Below are 17,129 nucleotides of genomic sequence, written 5' to 3'. Positions count from 1 at the left end.
TATCCCCTATTGATGGCGAATGCGTGGATTGATCAAACCATAGGTAATATCAACCAACAGATTCACGATCATGATAATTGCAGCGATCAATAACAAACCACTTTGCACAACAGGATAATCGCGGCGTGAAATGCTATCGATCATCCATTTGCCAATTCCTGGCCAAGAAAAAATTGTTTCGGTCAAAATTGCGCCCGCCAACAGTGTGCCCACCGACAAGCCAATGACAGTAATCACCGGGATCATTGCATTACGCAATGCATGAACACCCACAACAAGTCGCGCTGATAATCCTTTGGCACGTGCAGTGCGCACATAATCTTCGCCAAGAACTTCTAGCATTGCGGAACGCGTTTGGCGTGCAATCACCGCCAATGGAATTGTTGCCAAAACAATGGTCGGCAAAATCAAATGTTGTACAGCGGATGCAAAGGCGCCTTTTTGACCAGACAACAAACTGTCGATCAACATGAACCCTGTTTTTTGCTCAAAGAAATACAGCAATGAAATGCGCCCAGAAACAGGGGTCCATCCCAATGTTCCGCTAAACACAATGATCAACAATAAACCCCACCAGAAAATCGGCATGGAATATCCAACCAATGCTGTTCCCATGATGCTTTGATCAATAAAGCTGCCGCGTTTTGTCGCGGCGATAATGCCCGCGGGGATCCCGATCACGATCGCCAATACAATCGCACAAAGTGCCAATTCTACCGTTGCTGGAAATAGCGTGAAAAACTCTGAAAGCACCGGTTGTTTTGTGACCAATGAATTGCCGAAATCCCCATGCAACAAATCCTTGAGATATTCCAAATATTGTTGCCACATCGGGCGATTATATCCAAATTCCGCCAGTAACGCGGCATAGCGTTCTTCGGTAATGCCACGTTCCCCTGCCATCAACAAAACCGGATCACCTGGTAATACACGAACAAACCCGAATGAAACGATGGTGATGCCGATGAATGTCGGGATCAACAACAAGATACGTTTAAGAAGAAAACCGATCATCTAGCCTACTATCCTTAGCTCGCGTGAAAAACTGGTCAGGCAAATATGACCCGTTTCGGTAACAACAATATCGTCCTCGATGCGCACACCGCATTCGCCGGAACGATAAAGACCGGGTTCTACGGTGAAAACCATTCCTGTTTCAAGAACAGTATGATTTCCACGCATAATTTGTGGTGCTTCGTGCACATCCAACCCTAAACCGTGACCCGTTTTGTGACGTGCAAATGCAGCAAATTGCGAATTTTCCAACACCAATTGAACCGCATCGTCAATGTTATGCGCGGTCACACCTGCAAGCGTTGCCGTTTTCCCTGCTTCGTTCGCTGCTTTGACAGTTTCATAAAATGCGCGATCATAATCTGATACGTCTTTGATAAAAAAGGTGCGCGTTATATCTGCGTTATAACCTTGGTAACTTGCGCCAAAATCAATCAATAATGCATCGCCAGATTTTACCTGATAATCGGGGCGCGCATGGGCATGTGGTTGCGCGGCATTGTCACCTGCGGCCACGATGGGATCAAACGATAAACCATCTGCACCACATGCGAATAGGTTGTTTAACAACATCCCTTCGATTTGTTTTTCGGTCTGTCCTTCGCGCACATCTTGTAGTGTTTTTTCAAGTGCTTCTTCGGATATTTCTATTGCGCGTTTCAGCAATGCAATTTCATCATCTGTTTTACAGAGCCTAATTGCAGAAATTTCCGCATGGGCATCAAAAAACGTGGCATTGGGCAAAACATCTTGTAGCGCGAATTGTTCAAACACACGCATGCGCTGTGCTTCCAATCCGATACGCGGCGCATCACCAATTTCACCAAGCGCGGTTGCGGCATCTTTGAATGCACCAGCATATCCAATTTCATCGCGCCAATCAAAAATCTGACCGGGGAAATTAAGGTGTTCGAACGATGCCATTTCCAAATTTGGAACAATGGCAACAGGGGCGCCAGTGCGCGGGATTATCACCACCAATGGGCGTTCCATTAGGTGGAAATCACGGCCAAATATACGGCGAAAATTAGGACCGGGAACAAAGGCAACAGCATCAAGGCCAGCGTTGTTAATCGCCGCTGTGATTGGGTTTAATCGGTTATCTGTCATGGGTATCTTTGATAAAGGTCTGGGCGGCAATCGCCGCCCAGACACGTTGGATTATTCAGCGAGATCAACACCGTCGAAACGGTGGCCGCCCAATGGATCCATTTTATAGTTTTGAACTTTGTTGCTCATTGGCATGAACACAACAGAGTGCGCGATGGTTGCCCAAGGTGCTTGTTCTTTGAACACGACCTGCGCTTGTTCGTACAATGATGTACGCTCTGCAGCATCTGATGATGCTTTGGCTTTGTTTACCAAGTCATCAAAGTCTTTGTTACACCACTGTGCACGGTTTGAACCGCCAACAGATGAACATGACAGCAATACTGACAAGAAATTGTCGGGATCACCGTTGTCACCTGTCCAACCAAGCAATACCGCGCCGTCACGATCTTCGTCTTTTGACAGCTTCAGATATTCACCCCATTCATAGGATGTCACCTCTGCGGTCACACCGATGGCTGCGAAATCCGCTTGGATCAACTCGGCCATACGACGTGCATTTGGGTTATATGGACGTGCAACAGGCATAGCCCAGATTTTCATGGACAGATCTGTAACACCTTCGGCTTCCAATGCGGCCTTTGCGGCAACAGGATCGTAACCATCGTCAACGATTGCATCGTTATATGACCACATGGTTGGTGGGATCGGGTTTTTCGCCGCAATACCAGCGCCTTCGAATACAGCATCCAAGATTGCTTGTTTGTTAATCGCCATGTTCAATGCTTTGCGCACTTTGGCGTTATCAAATGGTGCAACTTTGGTGTTGTAAGCCAAGTAACCAACGTTCAGACCCTCTTGTTCCTGAACTTCCAGATTTGGATCAGCTTTCAACGCTTCCAGATCGGCTGGGTTTGGATATGGCGCAACGTGGCATTCGCCCGCTTTCAATTTTTGCATACGCACAGAATTATCTGTTGTGATCGCAAAGACCAAATCATCAATTGGCTGTTTGCCATCCCAATAATCGCCATGTGCTTGATAACGGATCACCGCATCTTTTTGATAAGCAACAAATTTAAACGGACCAGTGCCGATTGGCATTTGGTTCAGGCTAGTTTGGTTACCAGATGCTTCTAGGCTGTCTGCGTATTCTTTCGATACGATAGATGCGAAATCCATCGCCAAGTTGGCAACAGTTGGGGATTCAGGACGGTTCAAAATGAATTTCACCGTGTAATCATCAACCTTTACGATGTCTTTGATCAACGCAGGCATGTCCATACCAGAGAAATATTCCCAAGATGTGCCTTCGGTATATTTGTGCCACGCATTTCCTTCGTCACGTTGACGATTGAATGTGAACAAAACGTCGTCCGCATTAAAATCACGTGATGGGGTAAAGTAGCTGGTTGTGTGGAATTTCACACCTTTGCGCAGATTAAAGGTATACTCCAAACCATCGTCAGATGCTGTCCAGCTTTCGGCCAGACCCGGAATGATTTTTGTGCTTCCACGTTCAAATTCCACCAAGCGGTTGTAAACTGGTTTTGAAGATGCGTTGAACGTCGTACCAGCGGTGTAAAGCGCTGGGTCAAAACCTTCTGGCGAACCTTCTGAACAGTATACAAGCGTTTTTGCATGCGCAGCTGTAGATAGCAGTGCGGCAGCAAAGCAACCCAATACAAATGGTGTTTTTCTCATTGTTATATTCTCCCTATAAGATTTTTTTTAGGCCTTGAAAGACTCGCCCCAAGCCCTACTGCGAGGAAGTTAAACACACAATTTCCTGTCTGTATATGGCTTAGTTGGCGGTTTTAGCGCTTGTTTTTACAAGAAAAAATTGCATTGCGATACTTTGCACTTTTTACGAATCTGCCAAACGCTCTGCTTCGCGCCGCACCATTCCAAACAGATCACGCGGATCATCAGGGTCTGCAATCATGTCCAAATCCTGATACTTATCAGACGATTTTAATGCATCGCGCAGCCAACGTAACGCCGAAAAATCTTCGATTGCAAACCCGACACCGTCAAACAAAGTGATTGCCTTATCATCGCTGCGCCCGTCGATTTCACCTGTTAAAACCTGCCATAATTCTTTGACGGGGTAATCGTCGTCAAGCTGTTGAATATCACCCTCAATACGGGTTTGTTCTGGGTATTCCACGTAGATGTCAGAGCGCAGCAATATGTCTTTGTGAAGCTCGGTCTTACCAGGGCAATCACCACCGATTGCATTGATATGAATGCCTGCACCAACCATGTTATCCGTCAAAATTGTCGAATATTTTTTATCCGCCGTACAAGTCGTAACAACATCTGCGCCCTCGATCGCACCTTGGGGAGTGTCACATTTAATAATGGTCAGACCACTATCGGCCAAATTGGCCGCACATTTTTCTGTTGCGGCTGGGTCGATATCATAGAGCCGAACAGCATCAATTCCACATATCTTTTTCAAAGCCAGAGCTTGGAATTCAGACTGTGCGCCGTTGCCGATCAAAGCCAAGGTTTTGGAATCTTTGCGTGCCAAATATTTTGTCGCCACCGCCGATGTTGCCGCTGTGCGTAACGCTGTAAGCACGGTCATTTCTGACAGCAAAACAGGATAGCCCGTTTCAACAGATGCAAGCAATCCAAACGCCGTTACGGTTTGCAAACCCTCTTTCATATTTTTGGGGTGGCCGTTTACATATTTAAACCCGTAATCAATCCCGTCTGACGTTGGCATCAATTCGATCACTCCTTCACGGCTATGCGATGCGACGCGCGGTGTTTTATCGAACAACGGCCAACGGCGGAAATCTTCTTCTAGGTATTGCGCAATTTCGGCCATGCAATTTTCAATGCCTCGCTCCAACACAAGGCGCATCATATTTTCAACGCTCACGAATGGTACGATGTTAAGGTTATCTTTCATGTTACTCTCCTGATCCCTTACGGCCCATGGCGGCACAGGGGGTTATGCAATTAATAGCTTTTTGTTTTGCGATCGATAATGCGGCGCCCAAACAGGCTGGCGGTTAAATCGACAAGCAATTTTGCCGTGCGTCCGCGTTCATCCAAAAACGGGTTCAGTTCGACCAAATCCATAGATCGGGTAAGCCCGCTTTCTTGGGCCATTTCCAAGATTAAATGTGCTTCGCGAAATGTTGCCCCACCGGGCACGGTTGTACCAACACCTGGTGCAATACTGGGATCAATGAAATCCACATCAAGACTTACATGCAACCACCCATCCGCTTCTTTGACGCGAGACAAAAACTCTCGCAATGGGGCGACGATGCCAAATTCATCCATTGCGCGCATATCATGCAGCGTAATATCGGTTTTTGCCATGGCGGCATTTTCCGCAGGATCAACACTACGCAATCCCATCATGAAAATATTTGCAGGATCAACAGGATGGCTCACGGCAGGAAAATATCCATCAAATCCAGCTTGACCGGTAAAATATGCCACAGGTGTACCATGCAGGTTTCCACTGCCTGTACTTGACAGGCTGTGAAAATCTGGATGCGCATCAAGCCATAAAACAAACAGCGGTTTACCCGCCTCCGCCGCTGCGCGCGCCACGCCGCTCACGGTGCCTGCGGCCATGCTATGATCGCCACCTAGAAAAATGGGCGTGCCTGCCGTCGCTGCATTATGCGCCTGTGTGGAAAGTGCTTCGATCCATGCTGAAACCTCATCCAAATTATGGATGGCTTTATTGTCATGGGGAACCACTGGCACCACACGTGGCGATACATCACCGCGATCTTCGACGGTGTGCCCTAGTTCCATCAATGCCTCTGCCAGTTTTGCTGTGCGCAATGCCTCTGGCCCCATGGCACAGCCACGTTGGCTGGCACCTTCTTGCACTGGTGCGCCTAATAAAATGCAATGCTGCATGATTGATCCTCTGCGTAATTTTTTACAATTTCGCATAATTTTCGGTAGTTATTAGCCAAAATAATGTACAATATGGCTACTCAATTGAACAAATTGATATATATAGTGTTACATTATGGATAAAATCGACACATCACTCATCGCTATGTTACGTAAAAATGGGCGCGAACCCATTGCAAATCTCGCCGTAGGATTGGGGGTGTCACGTGCAACGGTGCGTGCGCGATTGGACAAGCTACAAAATAGCGGTGCTATTACTGGATTTACCGTTCGAATACGCGAAGATGATTTGGCTCATCCCGTTCGTGGAATGACCTTGATCAAAATCGCAGGAAACAAAACCCAACGCATTATCAATCAGCTTCATCAAATTTCCGCAATACGGGCAATTCACGCGACCAATGGCAAATGGGATTTGATTGTGGAAATGGCCACGGATGATTTGGTTTCTTTTGATGCCGCGCTTAGCGCAATGCGACGCATTGACGGCATTTCGGAATCTGAAACCAACCTGTTACTTGCCACGCGCCATCATGGTGCAATGTCTGCCTGATCCTTAACAGGTTCCATCACCACATGGGTCGACGTATTGGCAACATATGGCAATGCGGTAATCACCTCGCCCAGGATACGGCGATAATCTGCGATATCTTTGCTTCTGATTTTCATCAAATAGTCAAAGCTCCCCGCAATCATGTGGCATTCTTCGATTTCTGCAACCTTGCGCACCGCATCATTAAACGAACCCAATGCCTTTTCACGTGTGTCTGATAAGGTTACCTCTACAAATGCGATATGGGCGCGGCCAAGCACATCGGGTGAAACCACGGCGCGGAAACCTTGGATAACGCCATCTTTGATCAAACGTTGCACTCGAGTTTGACAGGGCGTTTTTGACAACCCGATACGGCTTGCCAGTTCAGTGATCGACATACGCCCATCGCCACGCAAAATGTCCAAAATCTTTCGATCGATACGATCAATTTGCCTATCTTCCACCAGAATACCCCTAATTAGCCTGCATATTATAACAAAATATAGTGAAAACGTCTGAAAAAGACAATGATACGGGAATATTACCCAAATCGAATGTGGTATTTTGGAATCGAAACAAGGACCGTTCCCATGCAAACCATTCGAAATAAAATTCGCGCCAATATTCGCAAACCTGAATCCGCATGCATCAAGGCATTGTTGGATTCAACGCCCATGCCAATGGATTTGCGCGAAAAAATAACAGCGCGTGCAATTCAATTGGTAAAGGATATCCGCAAAGGTGGGAATAATTCCCTGATGGAATTGTTCCTAGAGGAATACGGCCTGTCGACCGATGAAGGTGTTGCGTTGATGTGTTTGGCAGAGGCATTGCTTCGCGTGCCAGACACGGACACGATTGATGCGCTTATCGAAGATAAGATCAGCCCATCCGAATGGGGGCAACACTTGGGCCATTCCAGTTCGTCATTGGTGAACGCATCCACTTGGGCATTGATGATCACGGGTTCCGTATTGGATGAAGGCAAATCAATGGGTATTGGGCGCACATTGCGTGGTGCAATAAAACGTTTGGGTGAACCCGTGATCCGCACCGCCGTCAGCCGCGCAATGAAAGAGTTGGGTGCACAATTCGTGCTTGGGCGCGATATTGAAGAGGCTATGAAACGCGCCGCGAAACAGGAAAAACGCGGTTACACATATTCATATGATATGCTCGGCGAAGCGGCCATGACCGAAAGTGATGCAAAACGTTTCCATCTGGCATATAGCCGTGCGATCACTGCGCTTGCACCTGCATGCACATCTGATGATATTCGTGAAAACCCTGGCATTTCTGTCAAACTCTCTGCGCTTTTCCCGCGCTACGAAGAAGCTCAGCGCGAACGTGTTATGGACATTTTGGTGCCTCGCACACGTTCACTCGCATTGCTTGCGAAATCGGTTGGAATGGGTTTCAACATTGATGCAGAAGAGGCAGATCGACTTGAGCTATCCCTTGATGTGATAGAGGCTGTTTTGTCCGATCCATCGCTGGCCGATTGGGATGGGTTTGGTGTGGTTGTTCAAGCCTACGGTAAACGCGCGCCGTTTGTTTTGGACTGGTTATATGCCCTGTCGCAAAAATTGGATCGGCGCATCATGGTGCGCCTTGTGAAAGGTGCGTATTGGGATACCGAAATTAAAAAAGCACAGGTTCTTGGCCTTGATGGATTTCCTGTATTCACGAATAAATCTGCGACTGATGTAAGCTATATCGCATGTGCGCAAAAACTGTTGAATATGACGGATCGCATTTACCCACAATTTGCCACACATAACGCGCGTACTGTTGCGGCTGTTTTGGAAATGGCCTCCGACCCGCGCACTTATGAATTTCAGCGTCTTCACGGCATGGGCGAAGCATTGCATGAAATTGTGCATAGCAATGAAAATACCCGTTGTCGTATTTACGCCCCCGTTGGCCCGCACAAAGATTTGCTTGCATATTTGGTGCGCCGCCTGTTGGAAAACGGTGCAAACAGTTCATTCGTAAACCAAATCGTCGATGAATCCGTTCCACCAGAAGTGGTAGCCGCAGACCCAATCAAAACGGTTTTGGAATTGCCAAAACCTAGCGAAAATCCAAATACGGTGATGCCAACCAAATTATTCGCACCAGATCGCAAAAATTCGCGCGGTTTTGATCTGACTGATCCGGTTATTTTGGGTAAAATTTTCAAAGACCGCGCAGCATTTGAATCCAAACGCTGGAAAGTCACATCGTTGCTAGACAAAAAACCAGCGGGTGGTGACCAAGAACACAGCAGCAATCCCACAAATCCCAAAGATATCGTAGCGGACGTTCAAAATGCGAGCGAAACTGATGTATCAGGGGCGATTGCATCTGCAACACCTTGGGATGCAACCGTTACTGAGCGAGCCAAAGTATTGAACAAGGCCGCCGATCTTTACGAAGAAAACTACGACGAAATATTTGCTTTATTGGCGCGTGAGGCAGGAAAAACTTTGGCCGATTGTGATGCTGAATTGCGCGAGGCTGTCGATTTTCTTCGGTTTTATGCACAACAAGCAAACGCGAACAAGCTAAACCCCCGTGGCGTTTTCACCTGCATTTCACCGTGGAATTTTCCAGTCGCGATTTTCACCGGACAAATCAGTGCAGCATTGGCCGCAGGAAATGCCGTATTGGCAAAACCTGCCGAACAAACGCCAACACTTGCATGGTATTGCGTAAACTTGTTGCACCAAGCAGGCGTTCCCAAAACCGCCTTACAATTATTGATCGGCAAAGGATCAGTTGTAGGCGCAGCGCTCACATCCGCGCCAAGCGTCTCTGGCATTTGTTTCACGGGTTCAACTGCAACAGCGCAAACAATTCATCGCGCCATGGCGGGTACGATGGCACCCGAAACACCGCTGATCGCCGAAACCGGTGGCCTGAACGCCATGATCGTTGATTCAACCGCGCTCCCCGAACAGGCTGTGCGCGATATTGTTGCGTCCAGCTTTCAATCCGCAGGTCAACGGTGTTCGGCATTACGCTGTTTGTATGTTCAAGACGATGTCGCCGATACATTATTAAAAATGTTGTATGGTGCGATGGATGAATTGCGCCTTGGCAATCCTTGGGATTTATCAACAGATGTTGGTCCAGTCATTGATCCACAGGCGCAAGATAAAATCGTTGCACATATAGAAAACGCGCGCGCGGATGGCCGTGTTTTGAAACAACTAAACGCAAACAATACGGGATGGTTCGTTCCCCCGACCGTGATTTCGGTGAATGGCATTGCGGATATGAAAGAGGAAATATTTGGTCCTGTACTTCATGTTGCACGGTACAAATCGGATCAATTGGATCAAATTATTTCTGATATCAACGCGACGGGATATGGTCTAACATTTGGGTTACACACCCGCATTGATGATCGTGTGCAACATATTGTCGACGCTATTCATGCAGGCAACATTTACGTTAATCGCAACCAAATCGGCGCGATCGTTGGATCACAACCCTTTGGTGGGCATGGCATGTCTGGCACGGGGCCCAAGGCCGGCGGTCCATTGTATTTGGGACGCTTTGCAAAGAATGCAAATCTAAACCCAACAGTCGCGCAAATATCTTTGCCAGGGCCAACGGGTGAATCAAACCGGCTGAGCTTTCACCCTGTCGGGCGCGTTTTGTGTTTAGGTCCAGATGTCGAAGCACAATCCAAAATCGTCCGCGAATATGGCTGTGAACCCATGACAACCGGTGATGTTGAAACCGGTGATTTTAATGCCGTTGCATTTTGGGGTGATGAAGCCAGCGCCAAAGAAATTCGCCAAAAACTAGCCCAGCGCAAAGGTGCGATTATTGGCTTGTTGCGCGATGAAACGATGGGGCAATATTTAACGATGGAACGTCACGTTTGCGTTGATACCACCGCTGCGGGGGGCAACGCTGCCTTGTTGGGTGGGACGGCTGTTGATGATATGCCTGCCTAAGTTTTTCATGCTTGCGCAATAATCCGAAAGGCCGTTTAGTGTTCCAGAATTTGATCTGGAATCCTAACGTGTCAATATATAATGGAATTGCATTGCGCCTGTTGGGTGCATTGTTAATCACCGCTATGTCAGCGGTGGTACATCATGTTGCAAAAACCGTTCCCATTGGGCAGATTATTTTTTGGCGAAGTGCGATCGCGATTATTCCGATTGTAATTTATATGATGTTGCGAGGTCAGTTTCCCGCAGCGCTCAAAACAAAACACCCCAAAATGCATATTATACGCGGATTGTTTGGGGTAATGTCCATGGCGCTCTCTTTCATTTCACTGGCATATTTGCCCGTCGCAAACGCACAGGCACTGGCATATATGGCGCCGATTATTACGCTGCCTTTGGCGGCGATTATGGTGGGTGAAAGCATTTCGAAAATCGTAATTTTCGCAACAGCCATCGGATTTGGCGGCGTGATTGCGATGTTATGGGATGCTCTATCATTTGGTGGTGACGGCGCGATCATTGGTGTAATGGCGGGGCTTGGCTTTGCCGTTACGATGGCATTTGTCCGTGTCCATATCAAAGCAATGACCGCTACAGAACACCCCGCCACCATTGCGCTTTCATTTGCGCTGGTATCCACATTTGTTGGTATTGCAACGCTTCCATTTGGTTGGATCGCACCAAGTTTCGATACTTATCTTTGGCTTATCATAGCGGGTGTTCTTGGTGGGCTTGCACATATCGCGGGAACCGAGGCAGTGGCGCGTGCCCCTGTTTCAACACTCGCACCATTTGATTACACTGGCATTATTTGGGCGCTTGCTTTTGATATTTTGATATTTTCGCAATTCCCAAATGTCATTGTGTTGACGGGTGCCATTGCAATTACACTGGGCGCATTGATGGTGGTTTTTTCTGGCGAAACTCAACCCAAAACATAAACATGCAAAACTAACCCTTTTCAAACGCATCTAATTTTGCTGTTGTGTCTTTACGCAACCCATTGGAAAACTCATGACCCAACAACTTCGATTGCAGGGAAAGACCATATTTGTCAGCGCCGCAGGCCAAGGCATCGGCCGCGCAAGTGCCATTGCCATGGCAAAGCAAGGTGCGCGTGTTTTTGCAACGGACATAAATGCAGACGCAATGTTGCAACTGGCTGATGAACATCATGAGCGATTGGAAACCTGCCCCCTTGATGTCACCAACAAATCGGAAGTGGATCGGTTTATCGCTGATATTCAACCCGACACGGTGTTCAATTGTGCAGGTTTTGTTCATCACGGCACCATTTTGGAATGTAGCGACGATGACTGGGATTATGCATTTCAGTTAAATGTTCAATCCATGTATCACACCATTCGCGCGGCCCTTCCATTCATGCTGGATCGTGGTGCGGGCAATATCATCAACATGTCATCTGTCGCGTCCTCCATTGTCGGCGCGCCAAACCGATTTATCTATGGCACCACAAAGGCGGCGGTAATTGGGCTAACAAAATCGGTTGCCAAAGATTATGTGGCAATGGGTATTCGCGCCAATTGTATTTGCCCGGGCACGGTGGACAGCCCATCATTACAACAACGCCTTCACGACACTGGCGATTATGATACCGCATTAAAACAATTCATCGCCAGACAACCAATGGGGCGTTTGGCAACGGTTGGCGAAATCGCGGCGTTGGTGGTGTATCTTGCCAGCGATGAAAGCGGGTTCACAACAGGACAAACACATATTATCGATGGCGGTTGGGCCAGCTAAGGAAAATCAATGACCAAAAAGATCAAACCATCCGATTTACGTTCGCGATCATGGTTCAACAATCCAGAAGATTCCGAAATGACCGCGCTTTATTTAGAACGGTATTTAAATTACGGCCTCACGCGCGAAGAGCTGGCAGGAAAAAAACCCATCATCGGCATCGCCCAAACGGGCAGCGACCTATCGCCTTGCAATCGTCACCATGTCGAACTGGCGAAACGCGTACGTGACGGCGTGATCGCCGCGGGTGGTACGGTCATCGAAATTCCTGTGCACCCGATCCAAGAAACAGGCAAACGCCCTACCGCAAGTTTGGATCGAAACCTTGCATATCTAAGCCTTGTTGAAAGCCTTTATGGTTATCCCATTGATGGTGTGGTGTTGACCATTGGCTGTGATAAAACCACGCCAGCATTGTTGATGGCGGCGGCCACCGTTAACATTCCCGCAATTGCGTATTCCGTAGGCCCGATGTTGAACGGCTGGTTTGGTGGCGAGCGCACAGGTTCGGGAACCATCGTTTGGAAGGCACGCGAGTTACATGCCAAGGGTGAAATTGATGATGATGGTTTGATTGATCTGATCGCCTCATCCGCGCCATCCACAGGATTTTGCAACACTATGGGCACGGCAACCACGATGAATTCATTGGCCGAGGCTTTGGGCATGCAATTGCCCGGTTCCGCCGCCATCCCCGCGCCCTATCGCGAACGAGGTCAGATGGGATATGAAACGGGCAAGCGGATCGTTGATATGGTTTGGGATGATGTAAAACCATCCGACATCATGACGCGACAAGCATTTGAAAACGCGATCGCAGTGAACAGTGCTATTGGCGGTTCAACCAACGCGCCCATACACTTGAATGCAATTGCACGCCATTTGGGTGTAGAACTGAATAATGACGATTGGCAAAACATTGGGCATAAACTGCCATTGTTGGTTAACCTGCAACCCGCAGGCGAATATCTAGGCGAAGATTTTCATCGCGCTGGTGGTGTCCCCGCCGTGGTCGGGGAATTGATGCGCAATAAATTGTTGCCCAACCCTGATGCGTTAACGGTCAACGGACATTCGATTGGCGACAATTGTCGTGATGTTGAAATCGCAAATGACAAGGTGATCTTTCCCATTGCAACGCCGATGGTCAAGGATGCTGGTTTCCTTAACTTGTCCGGCAATTTATTTGACAGTGCGATTATGAAAACTTCTGTTATTTCGAAAGAATTCCGCGATCGGTATTTATCAAACCCAGACGATCCAAACGCAATGGAAGGCACCGCAATGGTGTTTGACGGGCCAGAACATTTCCACGATACGGTCGATGATCCCGCGCTCAACATCACCGAAAACAGTATCATGATTATGCGTGGTGCCGGTCCGCTTGGCTATCCAGGGGGTGCGGAGGTTGTGAACATGCGCCCACCTAGTTACCTGTTGAAGCAGGGGGTTAATTCCCTGCCCTGCATCGGTGATGGCCGCCAATCGGGCACATCAGGTTCGCCATCCATTTTAAACGCATCACCAGAGGCCGCGGCGGGCGGAGGACTGGCGATTGTCCAAAATGGCGATCCAATTCGTATCGACCTGAACAAAGGGACGGTAATGATGTTGCTGGACGATGAAACGATTGAACAGCGATACAAAGCATTGGTCGAGGCAGGCGGATATAACTTCCCTGAAAGCCAAACACCGTGGCAACAAATTTTCCGCGATCTTGTGCAACCATTATCCGAGGGCATGGTCTTGCGCGATGCACCAAATTACCAAGATGTCGCGCATAAATACAAATTGCGTCACAGCCATTAGAAAGGCAAATAATGAAACTCGTAAGATATGGCAAAACGGGCCAGGAAGAACCCGGATTGATTGACGAAAACGGCGTATTGCGCGATCTGTCTGGACATGTGAAAGATATCAACGGCGCGGCATTATCAGATGCAAAATTGGCACGTATCGCAGCATTGGACGTTGAGGATTTGCACATCGTCGACGGCACGCCGCGATTTGGGCCTTGCGTTGCGGACGTTGGAAAATTCATGTGTATCGGTTTGAACTATTCCGATCATGCGGCGGAAACGGGAGCATCCATTCCCGAACATCCCATTTTGTTTATGAAGGCCACATCGGCGATTGTGGGTCCTGATGATACGGTTTCGCTGCCGCGTGGTTCTGAAAAATCCGATTGGGAAGTAGAGCTAGCCGTTGTGATTGGCAAAACCGCGAAATATGTGTCCGTGGATGACGCGCTTGATCACGTAGCGGGATATTGCATTGTGAATGATGTATCAGAACGCCATTTCCAAACCGCGCTTTCAGGCAATTGGACCAAGGGTAAATCATGTGACACGTTTGGCCCCATTGGCCCTTGGTTGGTGACGCGTGACGAAATCGAAGATCCACAAAATTTGGATATGACTCTGGATGTAAACGGCAAACGGATGCAAACAGGAAACACCAAAACAATGATCTTTAGCGTGGCTGAAATCATTGCGCATCTGTCGACTTTGTTCACATTGCACCCAGGTGATGTAATTTCAACAGGAACACCACCTGGTGTCGGGTTGGGAATGAAACCAAATCCTGTATTTTTGAAATCAGGTGATGTGATGGAATTGCACATCGAAGGGCTGGGAACTCAGCGGCAAAACGTTGTCATGGATACATAAAAAACGGCGCAGAAACCCGCGCCGTTTAGATGATCAAAGGTGGCCATTTCTGGCCGCCTTTTTTAGTTGTGGAATTTCTTAATCTCACCCGATTGCAGGCGTGTGCGGTATGAATGCAATTCTTGCTTCACCACTGACATCAAGAAATACAAACCTGTGATATTCACAACCGCCATCGCAAAGATCGCCGCATCAGAGAAATCAATCACTGGGCCAAGGCTGGCCGCCGCACCGATTACGATAAAGATACAGAAGATCACTTTGAAGATCAGCTCTGATGTTTGACCTTCGCCAAACAGGTATGTCCATGCTTTCAACCCGTAGTATGACCACGAAATCATGGTTGAAAATGCAAACAAGATCACCGCAATCGCCAAGATGTATGGGAACCAGCTAAACGCGGATGCGAATGCAGCGGATGTTAATGCAACACCAGACGTTCCACCAACAGTGGCAATTGAGCCATTTTCAACGATGTAGTTACCCGTTGCCTGATCGATCATCAATTGACCTGAAATGGTAATCACCAAAGCTGTCATTGTACAAATGACCACTGTGTCAATGAACGGTTCCAACAGGGAGACAAAACCCTCTGTAATTGGCTCTTTGGTTCGCACGGCAGAGTGCGCAATCGCCGCTGAACCAACGCCAGCTTCGTTCGAAAACGCCGCACGTTTGAAACCTTGGATCAAGGCGCCAACCATACCGCCGGCAACACCCAAACCAGTGAATGCACCCGCAAAGATTTGCCCGAATGCCCAACCGATTTTATCAAAGTTCATCAGGATGATGATCAAAGCAGCGGCCACATATAGAACACCCATGAATGGCACAACTTTTTCGGTTACGCGTGCAATGGATTTCACACCACCAACGATCACCATAAACACCACGATCGCAAAAATAATACCCGTGATCCAACCTGGGTAATCCCCAACGATGCCAGAGATTTGCGCATGGGCTTGGTTGGCTTGAAACATGTTGCCACCACCAAGTGCACCCAAGATACAAAACACTGAAAACAGTGCGGCCAAGAAACCGCCACCGGGCAGGTTGCGTTCCTTGAACCCTTTGGAAATGTAATACATCGGACCACCAGAAACGGTGCCATCTTCGTATTCATTGCGATATTTCACACCCAACGTACATTCGGTAAATTTTGAAGCCATGCCCAACAGGCCAGCAAGGATCATCCAGAAAGTCGCACCCGGTCCACCGATACCAACGGCCACGGCAACACCAGCGATGTTCCCCAAACCAACAGTACCAGAAAGCGCAGTAGCGAGCGCCTGAAAATGGCTCACCTCACCTGCATCATTTGGATCGGAATAGTCACCTTTGACCAATGAAATTGCATGGCCAAAATATTTCAGCTGCACGAATGCGAAATACAACGTGAAAATTGTGGCTGCAATCACCAACCACATCACAATCCAAGGAAAACTAGTGCCCGGAATGGGCGCAAAAATAAAGTTTACAAATGGGCCAGTGGCCTTTGCAAATGCAGCGTTCACACGTTCATCCATGCTTGCCGCTTCTTGCGCTATTGCTGGCGCTGTGGTGGCAAAGGCCGCCCCAACCGTCAGCATTGATTTTTGAAAAATATTCATGTCTGTCCCCTTATCCTACGACCGTTACAGGCACGCTTGCGCTCATCACCAAATTCGCGGTGGAGCTTCCGAAAATGCGCTTGGCAAAACCACCTTCGGACGAACGGCTGACAACAAGTTGTTCTGCACGTTCTTCGACACAGATGGCATTCAGCGTATCAGCCACATCACCATGGCGTACAATCCCACGCGCTTCGAACCCATCTTCCTTTAGGCTTGCGAGTGCAGGTTCCATAATACGTTTTTTTGCGGTTGCGATTTCTTCTTCGCGCCGTTTATGGCGTTGCGCATTTTCTTCGGCGGTTTGGAATGAATATGGCGACCATTCGATCACATAAACAATAATCAAATCGCACGAACCGATTAGCTTGGCCAGTCGTTTGGCATAGGCCAACGCACGATCACCAGAGCCTTGGCCATCAAGACCAACAACGAGTTTTGCAGACATTAGTATCCCCTGTTTGCTTTTTGTTTTGCGTCAACACACAGGAACACCAAGATATATATGTGAATTAATACAATGCCGTCCCAACGTGTATTTCACACCGTGATACTAGAACCGTTTACGACGTAACGTCAAACAAGTTGTGAAAATAGTAACTTTAATAACAAATGTTATCAGCACCACATAACGTCGGAT

Annotated in this window: 14 protein-coding genes; 6 read left to right on the top strand and 8 right to left on the bottom strand. The window is 48.0% G+C overall.

Going from position 1 to position 17,129, the window contains the following annotated elements:
* Positions 1-6 precede the first annotated feature (6 nt).
* The 5 genes from BFP76_RS13290 to rocF form a co-directional block, all read right to left on the bottom strand.
* A complete protein-coding gene (locus BFP76_RS13290) occupies positions 7-1,014 on the bottom strand; it encodes an ABC transporter permease subunit (protein WP_099594433.1) in 1,008 nt (335 codons plus the stop codon).
* The gene (locus BFP76_RS13285; RefSeq protein ID WP_099594432.1) at positions 1,015-2,124 is read right to left on the bottom strand and encodes a M24 family metallopeptidase; all 1,110 of its coding nucleotides are present in this window, start codon (positions 2,122-2,124) and stop codon (positions 1,015-1,017) included. It abuts the gene before it with no gap.
* A gap of 51 nt (positions 2,125-2,175) precedes the next feature.
* Complete coding sequence (locus BFP76_RS13280; RefSeq protein WP_099594431.1) at positions 2,176-3,768, bottom strand: ABC transporter substrate-binding protein; 1,593 nt, start codon at positions 3,766-3,768, stop codon at positions 2,176-2,178.
* Between the two features lie 163 nt (positions 3,769-3,931).
* Entirely contained in the window at positions 3,932-4,987 is a 1,056-nt protein-coding gene (locus tag BFP76_RS13275) for an ornithine cyclodeaminase (protein ID WP_099594430.1), read from the bottom strand.
* Between the two features lie 50 nt (positions 4,988-5,037).
* Positions 5,038-5,961: an arginase gene (rocF, locus tag BFP76_RS13270; protein WP_099594429.1), complete on the bottom strand. Its 924-nt coding sequence runs from the start codon at positions 5,959-5,961 to the stop codon at positions 5,038-5,040.
* Positions 5,962-6,076: 115 nt separating this feature from the next.
* On the opposite strand from rocF, the gene BFP76_RS13265 reads away from it, so the two are divergent.
* The gene (locus BFP76_RS13265; protein ID WP_099594428.1) at positions 6,077-6,514 is read left to right on the top strand and encodes an Lrp/AsnC family transcriptional regulator; all 438 of its coding nucleotides are present in this window, start codon (positions 6,077-6,079) and stop codon (positions 6,512-6,514) included.
* On the opposite strand, the gene BFP76_RS13260 is transcribed toward BFP76_RS13265, so the two are convergent.
* Positions 6,493-6,960: an Lrp/AsnC ligand binding domain-containing protein gene (locus BFP76_RS13260; RefSeq protein ID WP_420818673.1), complete on the bottom strand. Its 468-nt coding sequence runs from the start codon at positions 6,958-6,960 to the stop codon at positions 6,493-6,495. The genes BFP76_RS13265 and BFP76_RS13260 overlap by 22 nt on opposite strands.
* A gap of 126 nt (positions 6,961-7,086) precedes the next feature.
* On the opposite strand from BFP76_RS13260, the gene putA reads away from it, so the two are divergent.
* From putA to BFP76_RS13235, 5 genes are all read left to right on the top strand, one after another.
* Positions 7,087-10,446, top strand: a complete 3,360-nt coding sequence (gene putA / locus BFP76_RS13255; RefSeq protein ID WP_099594427.1) for a bifunctional proline dehydrogenase/L-glutamate gamma-semialdehyde dehydrogenase PutA — start codon at positions 7,087-7,089, stop codon at positions 10,444-10,446.
* A 68-nt stretch (positions 10,447-10,514) separates the two neighbouring features.
* Complete coding sequence (locus BFP76_RS13250; protein WP_240514066.1) at positions 10,515-11,387, top strand: DMT family transporter; 873 nt, start codon at positions 10,515-10,517, stop codon at positions 11,385-11,387.
* Positions 11,388-11,460: 73 nt separating this feature from the next.
* Entirely contained in the window at positions 11,461-12,210 is a 750-nt protein-coding gene (locus tag BFP76_RS13245) for an SDR family oxidoreductase (RefSeq protein WP_099594426.1), read from the top strand.
* A gap of 9 nt (positions 12,211-12,219) precedes the next feature.
* On the top strand, positions 12,220-14,019 hold the full coding sequence (locus BFP76_RS13240; protein WP_099594425.1) for an IlvD/Edd family dehydratase: 1,800 nt from the start codon (positions 12,220-12,222) through the stop codon (positions 14,017-14,019).
* An 11-nt stretch (positions 14,020-14,030) separates the two neighbouring features.
* Positions 14,031-14,879 (top strand): fumarylacetoacetate hydrolase family protein, encoded by an 849-nt coding sequence (locus BFP76_RS13235; protein ID WP_099594424.1) that lies wholly within the window; start codon positions 14,031-14,033, stop codon positions 14,877-14,879.
* Between the two features lie 62 nt (positions 14,880-14,941).
* Here BFP76_RS13235 and BFP76_RS13230 read toward each other — a convergent pair whose 3' ends face one another.
* A complete protein-coding gene (locus BFP76_RS13230) occupies positions 14,942-16,489 on the bottom strand; it encodes an alanine/glycine:cation symporter family protein (RefSeq protein ID WP_099594423.1) in 1,548 nt (515 codons plus the stop codon).
* A gap of 10 nt (positions 16,490-16,499) precedes the next feature.
* A complete protein-coding gene (locus BFP76_RS13225; protein WP_099594422.1) occupies positions 16,500-16,937 on the bottom strand; it encodes a universal stress protein in 438 nt (145 codons plus the stop codon).
* Positions 16,938-17,129: the final 192 nt, after the last annotated feature.

Source organism: Paramylibacter kogurei (assembly GCF_002742285.1).
Classification (GTDB): Bacteria; Pseudomonadota; Alphaproteobacteria; order Rhodobacterales; family Rhodobacteraceae; genus Amylibacter; species Amylibacter kogurei.
This window is presented reverse-complemented; position numbering and strand designations above follow the sequence as displayed.